Source organism: Streptomyces hypolithicus, assembly GCF_052934925.1.
On sequence record NZ_CM128811.1, the window covers coordinates 4,166,633 to 4,185,934 of the forward strand.

General features: G+C 70.2%; 11 protein-coding genes. All 11 read left to right on the forward strand.

Annotation, left to right across the window (positions count from 1 at the left end):
* Positions 1-14: 14 nt before the first annotated feature.
* Entirely contained in the window at positions 15-2,180 is a 2,166-nt protein-coding gene (gene mrdA / locus ACU6WZ_RS19705) for a penicillin-binding protein 2 (RefSeq protein WP_447029398.1), read from the forward strand.
* The gene (rodA, locus tag ACU6WZ_RS19710) at positions 2,180-3,379 is read left to right on the forward strand and encodes a rod shape-determining protein RodA (protein WP_447029399.1); all 1,200 of its coding nucleotides are present in this window, start codon (positions 2,180-2,182) and stop codon (positions 3,377-3,379) included. The genes mrdA and rodA overlap by 1 nt, the downstream gene beginning before the upstream one ends.
* A 101-nt stretch (positions 3,380-3,480) precedes the next feature.
* Entirely contained in the window at positions 3,481-5,043 is a 1,563-nt protein-coding gene (locus ACU6WZ_RS19715) for a CYTH and CHAD domain-containing protein (protein WP_447029400.1), read from the forward strand.
* A gap of 50 nt (positions 5,044-5,093) precedes the next feature.
* Positions 5,094-7,019, forward strand: a complete 1,926-nt coding sequence (locus tag ACU6WZ_RS19720) for a TIGR03960 family B12-binding radical SAM protein (protein ID WP_447029401.1) — start codon at positions 5,094-5,096, stop codon at positions 7,017-7,019.
* A gap of 335 nt (positions 7,020-7,354) precedes the next feature.
* Positions 7,355-8,137 (forward strand): TIGR03936 family radical SAM-associated protein, encoded by a 783-nt coding sequence (locus ACU6WZ_RS19725; RefSeq protein WP_447029403.1) that lies wholly within the window; start codon positions 7,355-7,357, stop codon positions 8,135-8,137.
* 230 nt (positions 8,138-8,367) lie between these two features.
* A complete protein-coding gene (locus ACU6WZ_RS19730; protein WP_447029404.1) occupies positions 8,368-12,780 on the forward strand; it encodes an Rne/Rng family ribonuclease in 4,413 nt (1,470 codons plus the stop codon).
* Positions 12,781-13,050: 270 nt separating this feature from the next.
* Positions 13,051-13,371: a 50S ribosomal protein L21 gene (rplU, locus tag ACU6WZ_RS19735; protein WP_363211177.1), complete on the forward strand. Its 321-nt coding sequence runs from the start codon at positions 13,051-13,053 to the stop codon at positions 13,369-13,371.
* A gap of 11 nt (positions 13,372-13,382) precedes the next feature.
* A complete protein-coding gene (rpmA, locus tag ACU6WZ_RS19740; RefSeq protein ID WP_361535646.1) occupies positions 13,383-13,640 on the forward strand; it encodes a 50S ribosomal protein L27 in 258 nt (85 codons plus the stop codon).
* Between the two features lie 132 nt (positions 13,641-13,772).
* Complete coding sequence (gene obgE / locus ACU6WZ_RS19745) at positions 13,773-15,206, forward strand: GTPase ObgE (RefSeq protein ID WP_447029405.1); 1,434 nt, start codon at positions 13,773-13,775, stop codon at positions 15,204-15,206.
* A gap of 219 nt (positions 15,207-15,425) precedes the next feature.
* Positions 15,426-16,925, forward strand: a complete 1,500-nt coding sequence (locus tag ACU6WZ_RS19750; RefSeq protein ID WP_447029406.1) for an SDR family NAD(P)-dependent oxidoreductase — start codon at positions 15,426-15,428, stop codon at positions 16,923-16,925.
* 152 nt (positions 16,926-17,077) lie between these two features.
* Positions 17,078-19,213: a hypothetical protein gene (locus tag ACU6WZ_RS19755; protein WP_447029407.1), complete on the forward strand. Its 2,136-nt coding sequence runs from the start codon at positions 17,078-17,080 to the stop codon at positions 19,211-19,213.
* The last annotated feature ends 89 nt before the right edge of the window (positions 19,214-19,302 follow it).

A 19,302-nucleotide genomic window follows, 5' to 3' on the forward strand; every position in this document is an offset into this window, starting at 1 on the left:
ACGGAGGGGACGGCGTGAGCAACATTCCCGAGACCGGCAGGACCCCCAGGGTCCAGACCCGGCTCATCATCATCCAGGTCCTCGTCGTCTCCCTGCTCCTGACCCTCGGCGGCCGCCTCTGGTACCTCCAGATCCGCAACGGCGACGAGTACACCGCCGAAGCCGCCGGAAACGGCGTGCAACAGGTCGTCCAGCCCGCCGTCCGCGGCTCGATCCTCGACGCCCGCGGCGTGCCGCTCGCCGACAACGAGACCCGCCTCGTCGTCTCCGCCAGCCGCACGGAGCTGATGAAGATAAAGGACGACGGCAAGTCCGTCCTAGCCGTCCTCGCCGAAGTCCTCGGGATGACGGACAAAGAGATCCAGGGCAAGGTCAGGCTCTGCGACTCCGAGACCCCCAAGCCCTGCTGGAACGGCTCGCCCTACCAGCCGATCCCCGTCACCGACGAGGCCACCACCCAGCAGGCACTCCAGATCCGCGAACGCGCCGAGGACTTCCCGGGGATCACCGCCGAACCCATGGCCGTACGGCGCTACGCGGCGCCCGGCAAGTCCAGGGCCGCCCAGGTCCTCGGCTACCTCTCGCCCGTCACGGACGACGAGATCGAGAAGGCGAAGGACGGCCCGTCGCCGTATCTGCGCTCCGACCAGGTCGGCCGCTCCGGACTTGAGCGTACGTACGACAAGGAACTGCGCGGCAAGGCCGGCGTCACCCGCTATGAGGTCGACAACCTCGGCCGCGTCATGGGGGAGGCCGAGAACGACCCGACGGTCCCCGGCGCCAACGTCGTCACCTCCATCGACGCCCGGGTACAGGCGGTCGCCGAGTTCGAGCTCCATGAGGCGATGAAGACCGCCCGGAAGGAGACCGACAAGGTCACCGGGCGCAAGTACGAGGCCGACTCGGGCGCCGTCGTCGTCATGGAGTCCAAGACCGGCCGCGTCGTCTCCATGGCCTCCCAGCCCGACTACGACCCGAACGCCTGGGTCGGCGGCATCTCCGGCAAGGAGTACGCCAGACTCACCGGTAAGAAAGCCAACTACCCGCTGCTCAACCGGGCCATCCAGGGCCAGGCACCCGCGGGCTCCATCTTCAAGGTGGTGTCGGCGAGCGCGGCCGTGCGGGCCGGCTACCCCTTCGACGGCCGCTACAACTGCAGCAGCTCCTACAGCCTCGGCAACCGGAGCTTCGCGAACTTCGAGTCCAAGGGGCACGGTCCCATCAGCCTCGGCGACGCCCTCAAGTTCTCCTGCAATACCGTCTTCTACGCCCTCGGCCACAAGGAGTGGCAACGCGACGGCGGCATAAGGCCGAAGAAGAACGCCAACGACTGGTTCTACCGGACCGCCCACGACTTCGGACTCGGCGCCGAAACCGGCATCGACCTGCCGAACGAGGTCAAGGGCCGCATCCCCGACCGTGAGTGGAAGCAGAACTTCTGGAAGGCCAACAAGGACTCCTGGTGCAAGCAGGGCAAGAAGGGCGGCACCTACGTCGAGCAGATCGCCTACGAGAGCTGCCTCGAAGGCAACCAGCTGAAGGCCTTCGACAGCATCAACTACGCCATCGGCCAGGGCGACGTCCTCGTGACCCCCATCCAGATGGCCACCGCCTACGCCGCCATCAGCAACGGCGGAACCCTCTACGAGCCCACCGTGGGCAAGGCCGTGATCAGCCCGGACGGCAAGAAGGTCGAAGAGATCAAGCCCAAGGCCCACGGCAAGCTGCCGGTCGACGCCCAGACCGTCAGCGACCTCGACAAGGGCCTGCGGGCGGTTGTCGAGCCCGGCGGCACCGCCGCCTGGCGGTTCGGCGGCTGGCCGCAGGACAAGATCCCGATGCGCGCCAAGACCGGCACCGCCCAGGTCTACGACAAACAGACCACCTCGTGGTTCGCGACGTACACCGACGACTACACGATCGTCATGACGATCTCCCAGGGTGGTACGGGCTCCGGTGCCTCAGGACCCGCCGTACGCAAGATCTACAACGCCCTGTACGGCGTCAGCGAAGACGGCAAGATCAACAAGAAGAAGGCCCTGCTGCCCGAGCCGCAGAAGGCACTTCCCAAGGTCGGCGGAGACGGAACCATCGACGCCCCCCAGATCAAGCCGTACGTACCCGAGAAGCCCAAGCCGCCGGCCGACGCGCAGCAGCTCGCGATCGGCAGGAGAGACTGATGAACAGCCCGCACGGCTTCTCCATCCAGCGCTACGCTCCCGAGCGCGGCAGCCTGGCCAAGCTCACCGCCCGCGACTCCATGGTGCGCAGACTCGACTGGCCGCTGCTCGGCGCGTCCCTCGCGCTGTCGGTCATCGGCGCGCTGCTGGTGTGGTCCGCGACCCGCGGCCGCGACACGCTCAACCAGGGCGACCCGGAGTACTTCCTCTGGCGCCACATCCTCAACACCGGCATCGGCCTCGCCCTGATGGTCGGCACCATCTGGCTCGGCCACCGCACCCTGCGCGGCGCCGTGCCGGTCCTGTACGGGCTTTCGGTGGTCCTGGTCGCCGCTGTGCTCACCCCGCTCGGCGCGACGATCAACGGCGCGCACGCGTGGATCGTGGTCGGTGGCGGCTTCTCCCTCCAGCCCTCCGAGTTCACCAAGATCACGATCATCCTGGTCATGGCCATGCTGCTGGCCGCCCGCGTCGACGCCGGCGACCAGCAGCACCCCGACCACCGCACCGTCGTCAAGGCGCTCGGCCTGGCCGTGGTGCCGATCGTCATCATCATGCTGATGCCCGACCTCGGGTCGGTCATGGTGATCGCGGTCATCATCCTCGGCGTGCTGCTGGCCTCCGGTGCCTCCAACCGCTGGGTGCTGGGCCTGGTCGGCACGGGCGCCGCCGGAGCGCTGATCGTGTGGCAGATCGGCCTGCTCGACGAGTACCAGATCAACCGTTTCGCGGCGTTCGCCAACCCCGAACTCGATCCCGCGGGCGTCGGCTACAACACCAACCAGGCGCGTATCGCGATCGGCTCCGGCGGCCTCACCGGCACCGGGCTCTTCAAGGGCAGCCAGACCACCGGACAGTTCGTCCCCGAACAGCAGACGGACTTCGTCTTCACCGTGGCCGGCGAGGAACTCGGGTTCCTCGGCGCCGGCCTGGTCCTGCTGCTGCTCGGCGTCGTCCTGTGGCGCGCCTGCCGCATCGCACGCGAGACGACGGAGCTGTACGGCACGATCGTGGCCGGCGGCATCATCGCCTGGTTCGCCTTCCAGTCCTTCGAGAACATCGGCATGACGCTCGGCATCATGCCGGTGGCCGGACTGCCGCTGCCCTTCGTCTCGTACGGAGGATCATCGATGTTCGCGGTCTGGGTGGCGATCGGCCTGCTCCAGTCGATCAGGGTGCAACGGCCCATGTCGGCGTAGGCGCTGCGCCGTAGCCCGGCCCGGTAGCTCTGCCTGGCAGCTCTGCCCGGTAGCTCTTTCGGGGCCTGTCATGGAGCCGCAATCGCGACTAGATTCGATTCATGGCGGACATCAAGCGAGAAATCGAGCGCAAGTACGAAGCCAATGACGGGGTCCGGCTGCCCGACCTCACCCGGGTGGCCGGAGTCTCGACCGTCCAGGACAAGGGCGTCGCGGAACTCGACGCGGTCTACTACGACACCCAGGACCTGCGGCTGGCCGCCGACTCCATCACCCTGCGCCGCCGCACCGGAGGCGATGACGCGGGCTGGCACCTCAAACTTCCCGTCTCCCCGGACGTACGCGACGAGATCCGCGCCCCGCTGGGCGACACGGTCCCCGGCTCGATCAAGGGCCTCCTCCGCTCCAGGACCCTGGATGACGCGATCGCTCCCGTCGTGCGGCTGCGCTCCTCGCGCGACCTGCGCCATCTGCTCGACGCGCGCGGCGAACTGCTCGCCGAGGTCAGCGTCGACTCCGTCACGGCCGAGCGGCTGGGCGCCGCGGGCTCCGGCGCCGGCCCCGCAGCCGGGGGCGGCACGGCCCTCGTCACAGCCGTCCGCTGGACCGAGATCGAGGTCGAACTCGCCGACCAGGGCGACCCCGCCGTACTCGACGCCGTAGAGAAGAAACTCCGCAAGGCCGGGCTGCGCCCCGCGTCGTACGCCTCCAAGCTGGCCCGCGCACTCCAGGACACGGTGCCGGCCGCGAAGACCTCCGCGCCGCCCGCCGCCGCCTCGCACACCGCGGGCGACCACGTCCTCACGTACCTCCGCCGGCAGTACGACGCCCTCGTGGCGTACGACCCCGCCGTCCGGCGCGACCTGCCCGACTCCGTGCACCAGATGCGGGTGGCCACCCGCCGCATGCGCAGCGCGTTCCGCACCTACCGCAAGATCCTCGACCGCGAGGTCACCGACCCGATCGCCGCCGAACTCAGATGGCTGGCCCAGGAACTGGGCGTGGACCGCGACCAGGAGGTCCTCGACGACCGCATCCAGACCCGCGTCGGACAGCTCCCGCACCCCCTCCTCCTCGGCCCCGTCCAGGGCCGGCTGCGCATCTGGTCCGTCGCCGGCCGCACCGGCTCCCGCGGCAAGACCCTCGCCGTACTCGACAGCAAGCGCCACCTCGACCTCCTGCGCACCCTGCACGGGCTCCTCGCCGACCCGCCGCTGCTCCCGGCCGCTTCGAAGCCCGCCACGAAGCGGCTGCCCAAGGCGATCCGGAAGGATTACGCCCGCCTCGCCACCCGGATGGAGCGGGCGCTCGCCCTGCCTCCCGGCGAGGAACGTGATCTGGCCATGCATGACGCCCGTAAGGCCGCCAAGCGCACCCGCTACGCCGCCGACGCCGCCAAACCCGCCCTGGGCAAGCCCGCCAAGCGGTTCGCGAAGCGGGTGAAGGCTGTTCAGTCCGTACTCGGCGAGCACCAGGACAGCGTGGTGGCCCGCGAGGCCTTGCGGACGCTGGCCGTCCAGTCCCACGCGGCGGGCGAGACGGCGTTCACCTGGGGCCTGTTGTACGGCCAGGAGGAAGCGGCCGCCGACGCCCGGGAGCGCGAGCTGCCGCAGGCCTGGGAGCTGGCGTCGGGGGCGAAACTCCGGGCGGATCTGGGCGGCTGAGCGTCGGGGTACGCTGGATGGTCACCCTGCCCGCTCATGAGAGACACACGATGCCTGTCGAGTCGGTCTTCCCACGCCTGGAAGCGCTTCTCCCGCATGTCCAGAAGCCGATCCAGTACGTCGGCGGCGAACTCAACTCCACCGTCAAGGACTGGGACGCCACCGATGTCCGGTGGGCGCTCATGTACCCGGACGCCTACGAGGTCGGTCTGCCCAACCAGGGCGTCATGATCCTCTACGAGGTACTGAACGAGCGCGAGGGCGTCCTCGCGGAGCGCACCTACAGCGTGTGGCCGGACCTCGAAGCGCTGATGCGTGAGCACAAGGTCCCGCAGTTCACGGTGGACGCGCACCGTCCGGTCCGCGCCTTCGACATCTTCGGGCTCAGCTTCTCCACCGAGCTGGGCTACACGAACATGCTCACCGCCCTGGACCTCGCCGGCATCCCGCTGGAGTCCAAGGACCGCACGCTCGACGACCCCATCGTGCTCGCGGGCGGCCACGCCGCCTTCAACCCCGAGCCGGTCGCGGAGTTCATCGACTGCGCGGTGATCGGCGACGGCGAGCAGGCCGTGCTGGAGATCACCGAGATCGTCCGTGCCTGGAAGGCCGAGGGCCGTCCCGGCGGGCGCGAGGAGGTGCTGTTCCGGCTGAGCAGGACCGGAAGCGTGTACGTGCCGCGGTTCTACGACGTCGAGTATCTGCCCGACGGCCGTATCGCCCGTGTCGTACCGAACAGGTCCGGCGTGCCGTGGCGGGTGTCCAAGCACACCGTCATGGACCTCGACGAGTGGCCCTACCCGAAGCAGCCGCTGGTCCCGCTCGCCGAGACCGTCCACGAGCGGATGTCCGTCGAGATCTTCCGCGGCTGCACCCGCGGCTGCCGTTTCTGCCAGGCCGGCATGATCACGCGCCCCGTGCGGGAGCGAAGCATCACCGGCATCGGCGAGATGGTCGAGAAGGGTCTCAAGGCGACCGGCTTCGAGGAGGTCGGCCTGCTGTCGCTGTCCTCGGCGGACCACACTGAGATCGCGGAAGTCGCCAAGGGGCTCGCCGACCGGTACGAGGAGGACAAGATCGGCCTCTCCCTGCCGTCAACCCGCGTGGACGCCTTCAACATCGACCTCGCCAACGAGCTGACCAGGAACGGCCGCAGGTCCGGCCTCACCTTCGCCCCCGAGGGCGGGTCGGAACGCATCCGCAAGGTCATCAACAAGATGGTCTCCGAAGAGGACCTGATCCGGACGGTCTCGACGGCGTACGGCAACGGCTGGCGCCAGGTGAAGCTGTACTTCATGTGCGGCCTGCCGACCGAGACCGACGAGGACGTGCTCCAGATCGGCGACATGGCCGTCAAGGTCATCGCCGAGGGCCGCAAGGTCTCGGGCCAGAACGACATCCGCTGCACGGTCTCCATCGGCGGTTTCGTACCCAAGCCGCACACCCCGTTCCAGTGGGCGCCGCAGCTCAGCGCCGAGGAGACGGACGCGCGTCTGGAGAAGCTGCGGGACAAGATCCGCGCCGACAAGAAGTACGGCCGTTCCATCGGCTTCCGCTACCACGACGGCAAGCCCGGCATCGTCGAGGGCTTGCTCTCACGCGGCGACCGGCGCATCGGCTCGGTCATCCGCGCCGTCTACGAGGGCGGCGGCCGCTTCGACGGCTGGCGCGAGTACTTCTCGTACGACCGCTGGATGGAAGCCGCCGCGAAGACGCTGCCGGACTTCGGCGTGGACGTCGACTGGTACACGACGCGTGAGCGCACGTACGAGGAAGTCCTGCCTTGGGACCACCTGGACTCGGGCCTGGACAAGGACTGGCTCTGGGAGGACTGGCAGGACTCGTTGGACGAGACCGAGGTCGAGGACTGCCGCTGGACGCCGTGCTTCGACTGTGGCGTGTGTCCTCAGCTCGACACGAGTATCCAGATCGGCCCGACAGGCAAGAAGCTGCTGCCGCTGACGGTCGTCAAGTAGCGCGGCGGCACAGTGCCGAAGGCCCGGACCGGGACCCGGTCCGGGCCGAGGGCGCTCCGGGCCCGCACCGCCGTGCCGGGACGGGCGTCGGGCGAGGCCGGGGAACCGGTGGGGGCTGCTGCGCGTACTCTGGGTAGTAAGACGACTGCCCCCAGCGCGGCACCCGCGTCCGAGATCTCCCTGCAGGACTGATTCGCAGGGGTGAGCCGGGCGGCGGACGCCCCATCGGGGACACCACCACGCCGGAGGGTGGTGCGCGGACAGCGCGCCGCCCCGCACGAGGAGAAGAACCACTGGGCAAGCGACAGCCCGAAGGCCCGCCGCCCGCACCGGCGGTGCAGCGCATCCGACTGCGCTACACCAAGCGCGGCCGCCTCCGGTTCACCAGCCACCGCGACTTCCAGCGCGCCTTCGAGCGGGCGCTGCGCCGCGCCGACGTGCCCATGGCCTACTCGGCCGGCTTCACCCCGCACCCGAAGGTCTCGTACGCCAATGCCGCACCCACCGGCACCGGCAGCGAGGCCGAGTACCTGGAAATCGCACTGACCGCCCCGCGCGATCCCGACGAGCTGCGCGAGCTGCTCAACGAGTCACTGCCGGACGGGCTCGACATCACCGACGCGGTCGAGGCGCGTACGTCTGGACTCGCTGACCGGCTGCAGGCGTCGGTGTGGGAGCTGCGGCTCGACGGAGTCGCGGTCCAGGACGCGGAGAAGGCGGTGACGGCCTTCCTCGCGGCGGAGAGCGTCGAGGTCCAGCGCCGTACCAAGAACGGCATGAGGTCCTTCGACGCGCGCGGTGCCGTCGCGAATCTGCAGGCAGCCGCTCCGCAGGCCGATAGGCCCAGGGACGACGCCTGTGCGATACTGCGCCTGGTTGTTCGGCACGCAACACCCGCCGTACGACCCGACGACGTCCTGTCCGGTCTCCGAGCCGTGGCCGACCTGGCGCCGCCGGTTGCCGCAGCGGTGACCAGGCTGGCGCAGGGGCTCTTCGACGAGGAGACCGGCACGGTGACCGACCCGCTCGCGCCCGACCGCGAGGCAGTCACGGCCGCCACACCCATGGCCGCCGGACTGACCGCCGCGAAGGCGCCGGAAGGTGCAGGTTCCGCGTAGGGCGGTCGTTGTAGCGCAGCCCTGGCACTCGGGAGCCACCTGGGTCGGGCCGCGCAATGGCCAGAAGACTTTCGCCAGGCCGTGCGCATCACGCGGACGGAACCGGCGAGCTAGACAACAGCTCCCGTGCGGCGCCCGCGCCCCGGACGGCGGTACCGCGTTCATCGAGCGGACCGAACCGGACCGGATCAGGCGTGGCGCCCGGGAGCGCGACGGGAGAACCGCCCGCAATGCTTGAGCCGACCGATTCCACCGAGCCCTCGGCAGGTACCGCGCGTACCGCCGGGGAATCCGACAACAACTCACCCAGCGACACGCTGCCGCCGCGCCGCCGGCGCCGCGCCGCTTCGCGCGCCGCCGGACCTCCGTCCGGCGACGCGAAGGCCGTGGTGACCGCCGAGACCGCCGAGATCACAGAGGCCGCGGCTCCGGCCATACCGGCCGGAGAGGGTGCCGTGAGCGACACCAATGACGCGGCCGAGGCCGCGCAGAACAACGCCGCAGAGAACACCGAGTCGGCCGCGCCGGCCCGTCCGCGCCGCCGCGCCACGCGCAAGGCGACCGCGCCTGCGGGTGCGCCGAAGGCCGTAGTGGCCGAGGAGGCCCCGGTGGCTGCCGCCGACGAGCCCGCGGCCGAAGAGCCCGCCGCCGTAGCAGCCGCGGAAGAGGCGGCTCCGCCGGTTCGTGCGCGTCGTCGTGCGACCCGTAAGGCGACCGCGCCGGCGGGTGCGCCGAAGGGCGAGGACGCCGCTGCGACTCCCGAGACCGGCTCCGAGCCCGAGCCTGAGCCCGCCGCCGTAGCAGCCGCGGAAGAGGCGGCTCCGCCGGTTCGTGCGCGTCGTCGTGCGACCCGTAAGGCGACCGCGCCCGCGGGTGCGCCGAAGGGTGAGGACGCCGCTGCGACTCCCGAGACCGGCTCCGAGGCCGAGCCTGAGCCCGAGGCTGTGGCAGAGGTCGTCGAGGAGGCCGCTCCGCCGGCTCGTGCGCGTCGTCGTGCGACCCGTAAGGCGACCGCGCCCGCCGGTGCGCCGAAGAGCGAGGAGAGCGCTGCGCCTGTCGAGACCGTCGTCGAGGCCGCACCCGCGTCGCCCGAGGCTGCCGCGGTGCCTGCCGCTGTGGCGGACGAGTCCGCCTCCGCCGACGAGAGCGCCGATGAGGCGCCGCGTGGCCGCGGCCGCCGCCGGGCGACCCGCAAGGCCACCGCGCCCGCCGGCGCGCCCCGCAGCGAGCCGAAGGCCGAAGAGGCACCCGCCGCCGAGGAAGCCCGCCCGGCCGAGCCCACCCCGGCCGAGCCCGTGGCCGCCGAGGCCGAGGAGACCCCGCGCCGTACGCCGCGTCGCCGCGCCGGCCGCAAGGCCGCCGACGAGGCCGCGGCAGCCGAGACCACGCCGAAGCCCGCAAAGTCCGCCGAGCCCGCCGGAAACGCGGCCGAGGAGCCGCCGCGCTCGCGCCGCCGCGCCACGCGGCCGGCTGTCGCCGTGTTCCAGGCCCCGGTCTTCACCGAGCCGATGTTCCAGACCCCGGAGACGGCTGCGGCTGCCGCTGCCGCTCGCGGTGCCGAGCCGGAGTACCCCGAGTACACGGAAGAGGCCGAGGAGGAGACGGTCGCCGAGACCGCCCCCGCCCCGCAGACCGGCTCGCGCGGCCGCCGTCGCCGCCGTCGCGGTGAGCCCGCCGAGGACGAGCGCACCGAGCGTCCGGCCAAGGCCGAACGATTCGTTGAGACCGCGACCGCGACCGCGACCGCGACCGCGACCGCGCCCGAGCCCGAGCCGCAGAAGGGCGTCGAGGACGAGCGCGCGCAGGACGCCGACGAAGCTGAGGACGCCGCCGACACCTCCGGCGCGGACCGCGACGACGCGGACGACGCCGAGGACCGCAGGGCGCGCCGCCGTCGCCGCGGTGGCCGTCGCCGTCGCCGTGGCGAGCCCGCCGACGCCGAGGACGCCGACGAGTCGGACGAGGGCCGCGCCGAGCAGCAGGACGGGGCAGGCAAGGGCCGCGACGAGACCGACTCCGCCGACGCGGCCCGCGCGGCCGACGCCGCCGCCGACGCTGAAGCCGACGCTGACGAGGACGGCGACAACGGTTCGGGTTCCGCCTCCAGCCGTCGCCGCCGCCGTCGCCGCCGTCGCAGTGGCGACTCCGGCACCGACGCCGACAACGGCTCGGACGACCCGGAGCGTACGGTCGTCAAGGTCCGCGAGCCGCGCAAGAAGGAAGAGCGCGAGCCCGGCACCGGCTTCGACGAGGTCCAGTCCATCAAGGGCTCGACCCGCATGGAGGCCAAGAAGCAGCGCCGCCGCGAGGGCCGTGAGCAGGGCCGCCGACGTGTCCCGATCATCACGGAGGCCGAGTTCCTGGCCCGCCGTGAGGCCGTCGAGCGGGTCATGGTCGTACGTCAGCACGGCGACCGCACCCAGATCGGCGTGCTCGAGGACGACATCCTCGTCGAGCACTATGTCAACAAGGAGGAGTCGACCTCGTACGTCGGCAACGTCTACCTGGGCAAGGTCCAGAACGTACTGCCGTCGATGGAGGCCGCCTTCGTCGACATCGGCAAGGGCCGCAACGCCGTCCTGTACGCCGGTGAGGTCAACTTCGACGCGCTCGGCATGGGCCACGGCCCGCGCCGCATCGAGACCGCTCTCAAGTCGGGCCAGTCGGTGCTCGTGCAGGTCACGAAGGACCCGATCGGCCACAAGGGCGCCCGCCTGACCAGCCAGGTCTCGCTGCCCGGCCGCTACCTGGTCTACGTGCCCGAGGGCTCGATGACCGGCATCAGCCGCAAGCTGCCCGACACCGAGCGTTCCCGCCTGAAGACCATTCTCAAGAAGATCGTCCCCGAGGACGCGGGCGTCATCGTGCGCACCGCCGCCGAGGGTGCGAGCGAGGACGAGCTGCGCCGTGACGTCGAGCGCCTCCAGTCGCAGTGGGAGGACATCCAGCGGAAGTCGAAGACCACCGGCGCGACCAGCGCGCCGACGCTGCTCTATGGCGAGCCGGACATGACGGTGCGCGTCGTGCGCGACATCTTCAACGAGGACTTCTCGAAGGTGATCGTCAGCGGCAGCGAGGCGTGGGAGACCATCCACGGCTACGTCGCCCATGTCGCCCCCGACCTGACGGACCGGCTGTCGCGCTGGACGTCGGAGGTCGATGTCTTCGCGACGTACCGGATCGACGAGCAGCTGATGAAGGCCCTGGACCGTAAGGTCTATCTGCCGAGCGGTGGTTCGCTGGTCATCGACAAGACCGAGGCGATGATCGTCGTCGACGTCAACACCGGCAAGTTCACCGGGCAGGGCGGCAACCTTGAGGAGACCGTCACCAGGAACAACCTGGAGGCGGCCGAGGAGATCGTGCGCCAGCTGCGGCTGCGCGACCTGGGCGGCATCGTCGTCATCGACTTCATCGACATGGTGCTGGAGTCGAACCGGGACCTGGTGCTGCGGCGCCTGCTGGAGTGCCTGGGACGCGACCGTACGAAGCACCAGGTCGCCGAGGTCACCTCGCTGGGCCTGGTCCAGATGACCCGCAAGCGGGTGGGCCAGGGTCTGCTGGAGTCGTTCTCCGAGACCTGCGTCCAATGCAACGGGCGCGGCGTGATCGTGCACATGGAGCAGCCGACATCGGCCGGTGGCGGTGGCGGCGGCAAGCGGGCCAAGAAGCGGGGTCGTGGCGGTGCGGAGCACCCGCACGACCACGAGATCGAGAGCGCCGAGTCGGCCGAGGCCGACATCGAGGTGGAGACCGAGGACGAGCTCGCCGCCGAGGTGGCTGCGCCGCTGGCCCTCCCGGAGCCCGTGTTCGAGGCCGACGAGGAGCTGTACAGCAGCGCCGCCGAGGCCGAGGCGGCCGCGGGGCGTGGCCGTTCGCGCCGTCGCGCGTCCCGGAAGGCGTCGGCTCCGGCCGGCGCGCCCAGGGCGGCAGCTCCGGTGCGGGCCGAAGAGCCGGAGCGCGCTCCGCAGGCGGCTACGCCGGCCGAGGCCGTGACGGCTTCGCAGCCCGAGACGCCTGAGACGCCTGAGGTGCCCGAGGCGCTGTCCGAGCCGCAGCCCGAGGCCGCACCGGCCCGTACGCGGCGTCGGGCGACCCGCAAGGCGTCGGCACCGGCCGGTGCGCCCAAGTCCGCCGAGGCGGTCGAGGTCGTTGAGGACATCCAGGTCGTCGCCCCCGCCCCCGTGGTGGAGCCGAAGGCCGAGGAGCCCAAGGCCGCCGAGCCGGTGGCCGAGGCAGCCGCGGAGCCCGAAGCCGCTGCTGCGCCGCGTGCGCGCCGTCGTGCGACCCGTAAGGCGTCCGCGCCTGCCGGGTCGCCCAAGGGCGCGGACGACGCGGCCGTGCTGGTCGTCGAGGCCCCGGCGGCCGAGGCTAGGGCCGAGGCGAGCGCCGGAGCCGGTGCCGCTGCCGGCGACGCCGCTCCGGCCGAGGCCGACGCGGAAGGCGCGGCTCCGGCCAAGAAGGCGGTCCGTAAGGCCGCCAAGAAGGCCCCGGCGAAGAAGGCGGCCGCCACGAAGAAGACGGCGGCCAAGAAGACCGTCGCCAAGAAGACGACGGCCAAGAAGGCGTCGGCTTCGAAGAAGACCGTGGCTGCCGACCAGCAGTCGCAGTCGGCGGTCTCGGCCGCCACCACCGAGGACTGACCTCCGGTTCACTCTCCCCCCGCCGGCCCCGCCTGGCGGGGGGAGAGCTGCGCCGGGGCCGGTTTGACCCTCCCTGCGGGGGCCCGTACTCTTGACCGTCGGCGTGTTTTTATGCACGCCATCTCCTGAGCATCTCCCTTTCAGCATTCCTTCGGGTTCTCCGTGGGGTGCGCTGTCAGAGGCCGCTCGTCCATTCGGATTCGTCGCGGGCCCCGGCCCGTGCGAGCGGCTGGCATCAGGGGTCCCGTTCCGAGCGAAAGAGAGATCCGCGTGTACGCCATCGTGCGCAGCGGTGGTCGCCAGCACAAGGTTGCTGTCGACGACATCGTTGAGGTTGACAAGATTTCCACTGCCAAGGTTGGCGACACGGTCGAGCTCTCGACCTTGCTCGTTGTCGACGGCGACGCCGTCACCAGCGACCCGTGGGTCCTGGCCGGCATCAAGGTCACCGCCGAGGTCGTGGACCACCACAAGGGTGCCAAGATCGACATCCTTCGGTACAAGAACAAGACCGGCTACCGCCGTCGCCAGGGTCACCGCCAGCAGTACACGGCGATCAAGGTCACCGGTATCCCCACGGCTGCGAAGTAAGGGACTGAGACATGGCACACAAGAAGGGCGCATCGTCCACTCGGAACGGTCGCGACTCCAATGCCCAGCGGCTCGGCGTTAAGCGCTTCGGCGGTCAGGCTGTCAACGCCGGTGAGATCCTGGTCCGCCAGCGCGGCACCCACTTCCACCCCGGCGCGGGCGTCGGCCGTGGCGGCGACGACACGCTGTTCGCGCTGGCCGCCGGTGCGGTTCAGTTCGGCACGCACCGTGGCCGCAAGGTTGTGAACATCGTTCCGATCGCCGAGTAATCACGGCCTTCGTCGAGCGGTACACACAGCACTTTCCGAGGGCGGACGCACTTTCCCGGGTGACGGGGAAGCGCGGCCGCCCTTGGCGCGTTACGTATGTAGACATTTTCGTATGTACTGGAGGACCCACCCATGACCACCTTCGTGGACCGCGTCGAACTGCATGTCGCCGCGGGTAACGGAGGCCACGGCTGCGCCTCCGTACACCGTGAGAAGTTCAAGCCGCTTGGCGGTCCTGACGGCGGCAACGGCGGGCGTGGCGGCGACGTCACCCTCGTCGTCGACCAGTCCGTGACCACGCTGCTTGACTACCACCACAGCCCGCACCGCAAGGCCACCAACGGCCAGCCCGGCGCGGGCGACAACCGCAGCGGCAAGGACGGCCAGGACCTGGTCCTGCCGGTGCCCGACGGCACCGTGGTCCTCGACCGCGACGGCAACGTCCTGGCCGACATGGTCGGCGAGGGCACGACGTACGTCGCGGGTGAGGGCGGCCGCGGCGGCCTCGGCAACGCGGCACTGTCCTCGGCCCGCCGCAAGGCGCCCGGCTTCGCGCTGCTCGGTGAGCCGGGCAAGGGCGGCGACGTCGTCCTGGAGCTCAAGACCGTCGCCGACGTGGCGCTGGTCGGTTACCCGAGCGCCGGCAAGTCCTCGCTGATCTCGGTGCTCAGCGCCGCCAAGCCGAAGATCGCGGACTACCCGTTCACCACGCTCGTACCGAACCTCGGTGTCGTCACCGCGGGTTCGACCGTCTACACGATCGCGGACGTTCCCGGCCTCATCCCGGGCGCCAGCCAGGGCCGCGGCCTCGGCCTGGAGTTCCTGCGGCACGTCGAGCGCTGCTCGGTGCTCGTGCACGTACTGGACACCGCGACGCTGGAGTCCGACCGTGACCCGCTCTCTGACCTCGACGTCATCGAGGAGGAACTGTCGCAGTACGGCGGGCTCGACGACCGGCCGCGCGTGGTCGTCCTCAACAAGATCGACATCCCGGACGGGCAGGACCTCGCGGACATGATCCGCCCGGACCTGGAGGCGCGCGGCTACCGCGTCTTCGAGGCGTCCGCCGTCGCGCGCACGGGGCTCAAGGAGCTGTCCTTCGCGCTCGCCGAGGTCGTGTCCAAGGCGCGCGCGGCGAAGCCGAAGGAGGAGGCGACCCGGGTCGTCATCCGCCCGAAGGCCGTCGACGACGCAGGCTTCACGGTCACCGAGGAGGACGGCGTCTACCGCGTGCGCGGCGAGAAGCCGGAGCGCTGGATCCGTCAGACCGACTTCAGCAACGACGAGGCCGTCGGCTACCTCGCGGATCGCCTGAGCCGCCTCGGTGTCGAGGACCGGCTGATGAAGGCGGGCGCCAATGCGGGCGACGCGGTCGCGATCGGACCCGAGGAGAACGCGGTCGTCTTCGACTGGGAGCCGACCATGATGGCCGGAGCGGAGATGCTGGGCCGCCGAGGCGAGGACCACCGCCTGGAGGCCCCGCGTCCGGCGGCCACCCGCCGCCGTGACCGCGAGGCCGAGCGTGACGACGCACAGCGCGAGTACGACGAGTTCGACCCGTTCTAACCCCTGCGGGACGGGTTCTCGAATCAACGGACGGGCCGGATTTCGCCGGGCTGCACCTTCACGGTGTTGCGCGGGGAGATCCGGCCCGTCCGTTTTTCGTCGGACGTACTGTGAGTCGGTTTCGTACAGGTGTCGGCAGAAGGACGTCCATCTTGCGAGACGGTGACGGAGAGTGCGACCATCGCAAATGTCTCCCAACCCTCACAAGGTAGGTCGTGTGTGTCTGTGCAGCGCGTAGCGAAGCCCCGAACCACAGCAGTAGTGCTCGCCGGCGGTACCGGTCAGCGCGTGGGTCTGTCGATTCCCAAGCAGTTGCTGAAGATCGCGGGCAAGGCGGTCATCGAGCACACGCTGTCGATCTTCGAGCAGGCCGAATGCATCGACGACATCGTCGTGTTGATGGCGCCGGGCTTCGTCCCGGACGTCGAGAACATCGTCGCCAAGGCGGGCCTGAAGAAGGTCAGCAGGATCATCGAGGGCGGTGCGACGCGCAACGAGACCACCGAGCGCGCCATTTCCGCGCTCGGCGAGGGCCTCGCCGAGGGTGAGGACCGCAATGTCCTCTTCCACGACGCGGTGCGCCCCTTGCTGTCACAGCGCGTGATCCAGGACTGTGTCGACGCGCTGGAGCGCTACGAGGCGGTCGACGTCGCCATCCCGTCCGCCGACACGATCATCGTGACGCGCACGCACGGCGGCGACGGCGAGTTCATCACCGAGGTCCCCGACCGGTCCCGGCTGCGCCGTGGCCAGACGCCGCAGGCCTTCAAGCTGTCGACCGTGCGCAGGGCGTACGAGGTCGCCGCCGACGACCCCAACTTCCAGGCCACCGACGACTGTTCGGTGGTGCTGAAGTACCTGCCGGACGTGCCGATCTACGTCGTCGCGGGTGACGAGTACAACATGAAGGTGACGCAGCCCGTCGACGTCTTCATCGCCGACAAGCTCTTCCAGCTCGCCACCACAGCCTCCCCGCAGCAGGCCGACGAGGCCGCCTACCGCGAACTGCTGGCCGGCAAGACCCTGGTCGTCTTCGGCGGTTCGTACGGCATCGGCGCGGACATCGCCGCCCTCGCCGAGAGTTACGGCGCCCAGGTGTACGCCCTGGGCCGCTCCACCACCGGGACGCACGTCGAGAACCCCGAGCACGTCGACGACGCGCTGTCGAAGGCGTACTCGGAGACCGGCCGGATCGACTACGTGATCAACACGGCGGGCGTGCTCCGCATCGGCAAGCTCGCCGAGACGGACAACACGACCATCCAGGAAGCGCTGAACGTCAACTACCTGGCCCCCGTGCAGATCGCCCGCGCCTCGCACAAGTACCTCGCCGAGACCAAGGGCCAGCTGCTGCTCTACACCTCCAGCAGCTACACCCGCGGCCGCGCCGAGTACAGCCTCTACTCCTCCACGAAGGCCGCCATGGTGAATCTCACCCAGGCTCTCGCGGACGAGTGGGCGACCGAAGGCGTGCGCGTCAACTGCGTCAACCCGGAGCGCACGGCAACTCCTATGCGCACCAAGGCGTTCGGCGACGAGCCGGCCGGTTCGCTGCTGTCCTCCGAGGCGGTGGCGCGGACGTCGCTGGACGTGCTGCTGTCGGAACTCACCGGTCACGTCATCGACGTACGGCAGGTGGACCCGACCCGTGCGGCGTCGGAGGCGTCCGGTTTCGAGCAGGCGCTGGCGGCTGTTCTTGATCGGCAGGAAGATGTGTAATACTGCTTGACAATTGACAATTCGGGCCTCTGTGGTCGCCAATAGGGCGATGAACAGAGGCCCGAGTTCGTGGCGTCGGCCTACGCGCTTCTCTGCCTGACGCTCTCCTCTCGATCATAAAAACAACCGGCACCCTATGGAGCAGGTTCTTCGTGATTTCGACCGCCATCCGCCTGGCCCGCGTGGGCAGCGGTTCCGAACTGGCCGCCGCTGCAGTCATCGGGCTGGGCTACCCGTGCATAATGCTGGCCGCCCTGATCCCGAATCTCTGGATCTTCGCGGGAGCGGGGGTCGCGACGTACGTCGCCGACCATTACCTGCACCGCTGCGGCAGTTATCTGATCAATCGTCTCGGCAAGGTCCGGGCCGGTCTGTCCATCCGGTTCCTGGTGCGCCAGCTGCTGCTGATCCTGCTGCTGGCCCGCATGGAGTTCGCCGACCAGCGCATCTTCTACGTGACGATCGCCGGGCTGCTGCTTTTCTACGGGTTCCAGGCGCCGCACGGCGCGCTCGTGGCCCTGATCAGGATGCGCCGCAGGATGCCGGTCGTGACCCGCAACATCGACCTCGGCGCGCTGAACATCCCGGCGGCGCCGCCCAAGGCGCTGCTGCACCGGTCCGCGGAGAAGATGCTGCACCTCGACGTCTTCGCCCTGGCGGGTGTGCTGATCGCGGTCGAGAGCGGCACGTACGCCATCGGCTACGCCGGCCTGGCGGTCAGCCTGGGCCTGGGGGTGGCCTACCTCGCGGCGCTGACGCCCTACCTGCGGCCCGGGCGCCGGGTCCCGCCGGTGGACACCGTCCTGGCGTCGATCGACGACTGGCTGCGCGAGTACCGTCCGAACGTCGTGCTGTACTTCTCCGGCTCCCGCGAGTCGGCGTACCAGGTCAACATGTGGCTGGACACGATGAAGCAGCTCGACGGCCGGCCGCTGATCATCCTGCGAGAGCGCCACATCGTGCCGCAGCTCGCCCCGACCTCGGTGCCGATGATCTGTGTCCCGAGCGCCACACACCTGATGAACCTGGACCTCTCCACGGTCCGCGTCGCGCTCTACGCCGCCAACGTCGGCAAGAACATCCACCTGCTGCGCGTGCCCACGATGAAGCACGTCTTCATCGGACACGGCGACAGCGACAAGGTCGCGAGCATCAACCCGTACAGCAAGGTCTACGACGAGGTGTGGAGCGCCGGCCGGGCCGGACGCGACCGGTTCGCGCTCGCTGACGTCGGTGTCCGCGACGAGGACATCGTCGAGGTGGGCCGCCCGCAGCTCGCCCCGATCCAGACCTGGAGCGGCGCCCCGAAGCACCCGGTTCCGACCGTGCTGTACGCCCCCACCTGGGAGGGCTGGGACGACAACCCGGGGAACACCTCGCTCCTGCTGGCCGGCGAGAACATCGTGGGGCAACTGCTGGCGAACCCTGAGCCGGTGCGGGTCCTGTACAAGCCGCACCCCTTCACCGGGACCCGCAGCCCCGTGGCGAAGGCCGTCCACGCCCGCATCACCGCCATGGTCGAGACGGCGGCCGCGGGCCGGGCGACCGACCCCCGCTGGGCGGAGGAGGGGGCCGCGCTGCGCTCGCAGCAGCTCGCGGCGCGGGCCGAGCTGGACCGTATCGAGGAACGCCTCGGCGAGCTCGGTGGCAACGGCAAGCCCAATAGCGGCAAGAACGGCCAGAACGGCCAGGACGAAGCCGAGAAGTCACGTGACGCGCTGGCCGACCCGGCCCGCGAGGCGGAGCTGGCGCAGCTGCGGCACACCTGGAACGCGGCGTACTGGCGTTCGTTCGGGTGGTGGGAGCACCGGGTGATCACCGGCCCCGAGCCGCACCTGTACGACTGCTTCAACGAATCCGACGGCATGGTCTCCGACATCTCCAGCGTCGTCTCGGACTTCATCGCGAGCGGCAAGCCGTACGCGGTGACCGACTCGGCGGAGCTGGGCGTGGAGGAGTTCAAGCGGCAGAACACCGCCGTACGCGCCGCCGTGATCCTCTCCAACGACGCGGCCGAGCTCGGCGAACTGCTCGCCACCGTCACCGCGGGCGAGCGCGCGGACGCGCTGGCCGAGGCGCGGCGTGAGCTGAAGACGTACCTGCTCGGCCCCGACGAGCCCCCGTCCATCGTGCAGTTCAACGACGCGGTACGAGCCCTCGCGGCCGCGTCGGAGGTCCGCAACCTGGGTGTGGCTCAGCGCACCGGCGTGGAGATCGCCGTCACCGCGGCGGACCCGAGCGACTCCGCTCCGGAGTCCTGCGGGCTCGACTCGACCGTGACCGGCTGACCTCGGCCCGTCCCCGCTCTCACGGGCCGCACTGGCGGTCGAAAACCGCACACAGTCACAAGAACGGCCCCGGGGGGGCGTCCTTCGGG